This is a genomic window from Pseudomonas sp. 2VD (assembly GCF_005503585.1).
Lineage (GTDB): Bacteria > Pseudomonadota > Gammaproteobacteria > Pseudomonadales > Pseudomonadaceae > Pseudomonas > Pseudomonas aeruginosa.
The window spans coordinates 1-6,002 of sequence record NZ_SCND01000358.1 but is presented as its reverse complement, the minus strand read 5'-3'; the positions used below and the strand labels follow the sequence as shown (position 1 = coordinate 6,002).

Sequence of the window (6,002 nt, the reverse complement as noted above, 5' to 3'; positions counted from 1 at the left end):
GCGGTACGCCTGGAAAAGGACACGGGCGACGGGCGCATTATCTGAAGCCCACGAAAAACGCCGCCTCCTGCAACAGGAGGCGGCGTCTTAAGGAAAAAGTCGATGAAAGGCCTTGAAGGCAGGCCGCTCGTCGGCGTTAGAATGGCCAGCATCCCGCCAGCAAAAATACCGATTTCGACCCTGAAATCGCGTTTCGCATTCGGTTTAAGACCGCCTCCGCCGAAGAAAGTTCCCCATAAAAAACAAGCACTTGGAATATTTCGAGTTTGTTCTACCAATCGTCGGCTGACGCTTGTCAGCGGTTTGGGCCAACCCCAGCATCGCAGCCGTCATCCCCACAGAGAGAAACTCTCTATGAAGTATTCCTCGATACTCCTGTTGTCCCTGAGTCTGGTCGGTGGTACCGCCTTCGCAGGCGACAACACCCGCGCGGCCATCGGCGGCGCCTTGGGCGGGGTGTTGGGTTCGGTCGTCGGCGATGCGGTCGGCGGCAGCACTGGCGCCGCGATCGGTAGCGGCATCGGTGGCGCTGCGGGCGGTGCAGTCGGCGCCGGACGCGGTAACAAGACCGAAGCGGCGATCGGCGGCGGCCTCGGTGCCGCAGGCGGTAACGTCATCGGCCGGCAGATCGGTGGCAGCACCGGTGGCCTGATCGGCGCGGCCCTCGGCGGCGCCGGCGGCGGCGCGCTGGGCAACCATTATGGCGACGGCAACCGCCGCTACGACGACGATGACGACTATCGCGACCGTCGCTACTACCGCCGCGCCGGCTATCGCGATGGCTATTACCGGCATGACAACGGCCATCACTATGGCCGGTACAAGAAGTGGAAGCGCCATAAGCATCATCGTCGCTACTACGACGACTGATTCCTCCGCTCCCCACGACGCAAAGGCCGGGCCTGATGGTCCGGCCTTTGTGCGAACGACCGTATTTCCCTCCTGATTCAACGATGAGGCACGCACGATGCGTAAATCTCTCCTGGTAATCGCGTTCGGCCTGCTGGGCGCACAAGCCGCGTTCGCCGGCGACTCCACCAAGACCGCCGTGGGCGGCGGCGTGGGCGGCGCCCTGGGCAACGTCGTGGGCAACGCCATCGGCGGTAGCACCGGTGCGGCCATAGGTGCCGGCCTAGGTGGCGCGGCCGGCGGCGCGATGACCGCCAAGGACGGGCGCAAGACCGAAGCAGCCCTGGGTGGCGGGCTAGGCGCGGCCGGCGGTTCGGTGATCGGCAACAAGCTGGGCGGCAGCACCGGCGCGACCATAGGTGCAGGCCTCGGCGGCGCAGCGGGTGGCGCGGTCGGTAACAACCTGGGCAAGGACAACGACAGCGGTCACCGCGGCAAGAAACACCGCAAGCACAAGCATCGTTGATCGGCATGCTTGCCGAAGCCGATGTGGAAAAGCCCCGCGACCGCGGGGCTTTTACTTTCTACCGTTCGTCAGCCTTTCGGTGCCGTCTTCAACTCGTCGCGAACGATCAGGACGCCACGCGGCGCCTCGATCCCGACCCGGGCCTGGTTGCCGATGATATCGGTGACCAGGATCCGGATGCCGCCTTCGCGCAATTGCCGAATCAGTTCCTCCGCCGGGTAGTCGGCCTTGAGGGACAGGGTGATGCCTTCGCCTTCTCGGCGGGAGAGTATCAGGAAACCCATGTTCCGCGTCCTTGCCAGTCATAGCAGGGGCAAACCGGCCCCTTTGGTGAATGAAATGGTGTGGAGGGATGGTCACAGAACATTGCTCCAGCGTCGAGACTGCAAACGTTCAATCAGAAATGTCCCATCCAGCGCTTCCTCATCGCCTCACGCCATGTCATGGATTGTCGCACCGGGCTCGCTTTGCTAGCGTGCCCGGCATCAATTCAATCGAGATTTCCAGATGCGCCCGTCGTTCGCCAGTTGGGGCCTGCTTGCCCTCCTGCTCCTGCAAGGCCCGCTGCTCCAGGCCCAGCCGCTGTCGCCGGCTCTCCAGCAACTGTTGAGCCTGAGCAGCCAGCGTTTGCAACTAGCCGATCAGGTAGCCCAGAGCAAGGCCCAGTCGGGCAAGGCGGTACAGGACAGCCCGCGGGAAGAACAACAGTTGCAGATGCTCGCCGGACAAGCCGGGAGCCACGGGGTCGGCGCCGAGCAGGTGCGCCTGCTGTTCGCCGCGCAGATCGAGGCGAACAAGCTGGTCCAGTACCGCCTGCTCAGCCGGCCGCTACCGGACGCTGGCCAGGCGGTCGACCTGGAGCGCATCCGCAACCGCCTCAATCAGCTCAACCTGGAGCTGCTGCGCGGCTACGCCCCGGCGCTCGCCGAACTGCGCGTCGACGACTGTCGGCCGAGGCTAAACCAGGCGCTGCAACGGCAGGTACGCGACGATCGCCTGGACGAACTGCACGCCATCGCCCTGTCACGGGCGGCGGGCGATCTCTGTCACTGGGCCGCGCTCTGAAGCGCGGCCAGCGCATCGCGTAGTCCCTGCGGAATGGCCACCGGGCGGCTGCTTCGGCGCTCCACGAAGACATGCACGAAACGCCCGGCCGCGCAGGCCTCCCGCTGCCCTTCGAGGAACAAGGCCAGTTCGTACTGCACCGAGCTGTTGCCCAGGCGCGCCACCCGCAAGCCCATCTCGATCCGCTGGGGGAAGGCCACCGGCGCGAAATAGTCGCAGCTGGAACTGACCACCAGGCCGATCACTTCGCCGCCCTGGATATCCAGGCCGCCGCGCTCGATCAGGTAGGTATTCACCGCCGTGTCGAAGAACGCATAGTAGGTCACGTTGTTCACGTGTCCGTAGATGTCGTTGTCGTGCCAGCGCGTGGTGATCGGCTGGAAATGAAGGTACTGCTCGCGCAGCGGTCGCGGGGCGGTCGCCATGCCCGGTCCTCGTAGAAGGGATTCAGTATGCCGCGCGATAGATCGCCAGGGCGTCCGCCTCGCCGACCTCACGTGGGTTGTTGACCAGCAGACGCTGCTGGAGCATCGCGTCGGCGGCCAGGCGCGGCAGCATCGCCTCGTCCACCCCGGCGTCGCGCAAGCGGCTCGGCAGGCCGTTGCGCGGACTGAGCTGGGCCAGTTCGTCGATCAGCTGCGCGGTAAGCGCGTCGCGATCGCCCGGACGCAAGCGGTCGCCCAGCAGCAGCGGCGCCAGCTCGGCATAGAGTCCAGCGGCAGCGGGAGCGTTGAAACGGATCACCTCCGGTAACACCAGCGCGTTGCTCAGGCCGTGGGGAATGTGGAAATGCCCTCCCAGCGGATAGGCCAGGGCATGTACCGCCGCCACCGGCGCATTGGCGAAGGCCTGCCCGGCCAGGCAGGCGCCCAGCAGCATGGCCTGGCGCGCCTCGCGGTCGCCGCCGTCGCCTACCGCGCGTTCCAGGTTGGCCGCCAGCAAGCGCAACGCCTCCCGCGCCAGCAGGTCGGACAGCGGGTTCTTCTTCAGCTTGCTGGTATAGCTCTCGATCGCATGCACCATCGCGTCGATACCGGTCGCCGCGGTGACCGCCGGCGGCAGCCCGAGGGTCAGGTCGGCATCGAGCAGCGCCAGATCGGGCAGCAGGTAGGGCGAGACCACACCCATCTTGGTGGTCTCGCCAGTGGTGACGATGGCGATCGGCGTCACCTCGGAGCCGGTCCCGGCGGTGGTCGGCACCTGGATCAGCGGCAGGCGCGGCCCGCGTGCGTTGCCGACCCCGAAGACCTCGCCGAGCCCCTGCCCTGCCTCTGGATGGGCGAGCAGCGCGACCAGCTTGGCCACGTCCATGGAACTGCCACCGCCGAAACCGACCACCAGCTCGGCAGCCATGGCCCGCGCCCGCCCGAGCGCGGCCTCGACCACCGATTCAGGCGGATCGGCGAGCACTTGGTCGTACACCTCGACGGCCAGGCCCAGGCGCGGGAAGCCGGGCAGGATCGCATCCAGCAAGCCGAGCCGGGTGATCCCCGGGTCGGTCACGATCAACACGCGGCGCGCCCTTCGCTCGCGGCAGAGTTCCGCCAGGCGGATGGCGGAGCCGGCCTCGCAGAGGATCTGCGCGGTAGTGGCGAAACTGAAAGCTTGCATATCGGTCTCCTTGGGCGAGACGCCCGTCAGAACGAGAAATGCTCCTCGGGCAGGGCCATCAGGCAGTCGGCGCCACCGAGCAAGGCTTCGCGGTGCATGCTAGCCCGCGGCAGGATGCGCCGCAGGTAGAAATCGGCGCTGCGCAGCTTGGCCCGATAGAAATCGCCCTCGCCGGAGCCGCCGTCCAGCGCTTCCTGGGCTCGTGCCGCGGCTTGCAACCAGAGGGCCGCGAGCAATACGTAGGCGCTGTACTGGAGGAAGTCCACCGAAGTGGCGCCGATCTCCTGGGGATCGCGGGCGCAGGCCTCGAGTACCTGGCCGGTGAGCTGCCGCCACTCCTCCAGGCGTTGCAGCACCGGCTCAGCCAGTGGCGCCAGCGCAGCACGCCCTTGCAGCGCCTCGCTGGCCACCGCCAGTTCGCCTTGCAGCGCCAGCAGTTCGCCGCCCTGGTCGCCGAGCAGCTTGCGGCGGACCAGATCGAGCGCCTGGATGCCATTGGTGCCTTCGTATATCTGGGTGATGCGACTGTCGCGCATCAATTGCTCCATGCCCCATTCGCGGATGAAACCGTGACCGCCATAGACCTGTACGCCGAGGCTGGCGACTTCCTGGCCGACATCGGTAAGGAAGGCCTTGACGATGGGGATCAGCAGCGCTGCACGGCGCGTCGCCGCGCGCCGGCCGTCAGCATCCGGATGGCCGTGTTCCAGGTCGAGCTGGCGTGCGCAGCAGGCCGCCAGCATGCGGCAGCCTTCGACCAAGGTCTTCTGGGTCAGCAGCATGCGCCGCACGTCGGGGTGCACGATGATCGGGTCGGCGACCTTGTCCGGTGCCTGCGGGCCGACCAGGGCGCGCGACTGCAGGCGCTCGCGGGCGTAGCCGAGGGCGCCCTGGAAGGCCCGTTCGGCGATACCCAGGCCCTGCAGGCCGACCTGGAAGCGCGCATCGTTCATCATCGTGAACATGCAGGCCAGGCCCTGGTTCGCCTGGCCCAGCAGCCAGCCCCTGGCGCCGTCGAAGTTCATCACGCAGGTGGAAGCGCCCTTGATCCCCATCTTGTGCTCGATGGCGCCGCACCCCAGGCTGTTGCGCTCGCCCAGGGAGCCATCGGGATTGGCGACGAACTTCGGCACCAGGAACAGACTGATGCCCTTCACCCCGGCCGGCGCGTCCGCCAGGCGCGCCAGCACCAGGTGGACGATGTTCTCGGTGAGGTCCTGCTCGCCACCGCTGATGAAGATCTTGCTGCCGCTGATCGCGTAGCTGCCGTCGGCCTGCGCCTCGGCGCGGGTGCGCAGGAGAGCGAGGTCGGTGCCGGCCTGGGGTTCGGTCAGGCACATGGTGCCGGCCCATTCACCGCTCACCAGCTTGGCCAGGTAGTCACGCCGCAACGCCTCGTCGCCATGCTTGTACAGGGCCAGCACGGCGCCCTCGGTCAGCCCCGAATAGACGCGGAAGGACAGGCTGGCGGCCATCAACATCTCGTGGAAGCACGCGGAGACCATCTGCGGGAAGCCCTGGCCGCCGTACTCGGTGGGTCCGGTCATGCTCGCCCAGCCGTTCTCGCTGTACTGCCGGTAGGCTTCGCGAAAGCCGGTGGGGGTGGTCACCACGCCGTCCTTCAGCTTCGCGCCTTCCTCGTCGCTGTTGCGATTGAGCGGCGCCACCACCTGGCCGGTGTAGCGCGCGCCTTCCTCGAGCACGCCGTCGATCAGTTCGCGATCGATGCCGTTGCCCAGCAGTTCGCAATGCGCGCCGACATCGAACAGTTCATGGAGAACGAAGCGCATGTCGCGCAAGGGGGCCTGGTAATCCATCTCAGCGCACCTCCTGCAGGTCGGCGAAGGCTCCGCCCTCGGCGGCCAGGCGCTCGACCAGGGACGCCGGCTTCCAGCGCGCTACACCGGCCAGGTGGTGGCGCCGCTCAATCGCAACAGCGACGAGGAAGGCG

At 66.9% G+C, this 6,002-nt stretch carries 8 protein-coding genes; 3 read left to right on the top strand and 5 right to left on the bottom strand.

From position 1 onward, the window contains the following. Positions 1 to 354 precede the first annotated feature (354 nt). Both FFS27_RS26930 and FFS27_RS26925 read left to right on the top strand, forming a co-directional pair. A complete protein-coding gene (locus tag FFS27_RS26930; RefSeq protein WP_003096217.1) occupies positions 355 to 870 on the top strand; it encodes a hypothetical protein in 516 nt (171 codons plus the stop codon). Positions 871 to 967: 97 nt separating this feature from the next. After that, positions 968 to 1,375, top strand: coding sequence for a glycine zipper domain-containing protein (locus tag FFS27_RS26925; RefSeq protein ID WP_003096219.1), 408 nt, complete (start codon positions 968 to 970; stop codon positions 1,373 to 1,375). A 68-nt stretch (positions 1,376 to 1,443) separates the two neighbouring features. On the opposite strand, the gene FFS27_RS26920 is transcribed toward FFS27_RS26925, so the two are convergent. Next, positions 1,444 to 1,659 (bottom strand): carbon storage regulator, encoded by a 216-nt coding sequence (locus tag FFS27_RS26920; protein ID WP_003096222.1) that lies wholly within the window; start codon positions 1,657 to 1,659, stop codon positions 1,444 to 1,446. 223 nt (positions 1,660 to 1,882) lie between these two features. On the opposite strand from FFS27_RS26920, the gene FFS27_RS26915 reads away from it, so the two are divergent. After that, positions 1,883 to 2,440: a chorismate mutase gene (locus FFS27_RS26915; RefSeq protein WP_003096224.1), complete on the top strand. Its 558-nt coding sequence runs from the start codon at positions 1,883 to 1,885 to the stop codon at positions 2,438 to 2,440. On the opposite strand, the gene FFS27_RS26910 is transcribed toward FFS27_RS26915, so the two are convergent. From FFS27_RS26910 to FFS27_RS33805, 4 genes are all read right to left on the bottom strand, one after another. Beyond that, positions 2,422 to 2,865, bottom strand: coding sequence for an acyl-CoA thioesterase (locus tag FFS27_RS26910; RefSeq protein ID WP_003096230.1), 444 nt, complete (start codon positions 2,863 to 2,865; stop codon positions 2,422 to 2,424). The two genes, FFS27_RS26915 and FFS27_RS26910, sit on opposite strands and share 19 nt — an antisense overlap. Before the next feature lie 22 nt (positions 2,866 to 2,887). After that, complete coding sequence (locus FFS27_RS26905; RefSeq protein WP_023101707.1) at positions 2,888 to 4,051, bottom strand: iron-containing alcohol dehydrogenase; 1,164 nt, start codon at positions 4,049 to 4,051, stop codon at positions 2,888 to 2,890. A gap of 26 nt (positions 4,052 to 4,077) precedes the next feature. Next, on the bottom strand, positions 4,078 to 5,868 hold the full coding sequence (locus tag FFS27_RS26900) for an acyl-CoA dehydrogenase C-terminal domain-containing protein (RefSeq protein ID WP_003109977.1): 1,791 nt from the start codon (positions 5,866 to 5,868) through the stop codon (positions 4,078 to 4,080). 1 nt (position 5,869) lies between these two features. Continuing rightward, positions 5,870 to 6,002: hypothetical protein (locus FFS27_RS33805; protein WP_256659646.1), on the bottom strand; the 133-nt coding region annotated here is incomplete at its 5' end.

Bases quoted from the DNA above. Each gene is read 5' to 3' on its own strand.
- FFS27_RS26900 (WP_003109977.1), bottom strand. From the start codon at position 5,868: ATGGATTACCAGGCCCCCTTGCGCGACATGCGCTTCGTTCTCCATGAA.
- FFS27_RS26920 (WP_003096222.1), bottom strand. From the start codon at position 1,659: ATGGGTTTCCTGATACTCTCCCGCCGAGAAGGCGAAGGCATCACCCTG.
- FFS27_RS26930 (WP_003096217.1), top strand. From the start codon at position 355: ATGAAGTATTCCTCGATACTCCTGTTGTCCCTGAGTCTGGTCGGTGGT.
- FFS27_RS26915 (WP_003096224.1), top strand. From the start codon at position 1,883: ATGCGCCCGTCGTTCGCCAGTTGGGGCCTGCTTGCCCTCCTGCTCCTG.
- FFS27_RS26905 (WP_023101707.1), bottom strand. From the start codon at position 4,051: ATGCAAGCTTTCAGTTTCGCCACTACCGCGCAGATCCTCTGCGAGGCC.
- FFS27_RS26925 (WP_003096219.1), top strand. From the start codon at position 968: ATGCGTAAATCTCTCCTGGTAATCGCGTTCGGCCTGCTGGGCGCACAA.
- FFS27_RS26910 (WP_003096230.1), bottom strand. From the start codon at position 2,865: ATGGCGACCGCCCCGCGACCGCTGCGCGAGCAGTACCTTCATTTCCAG.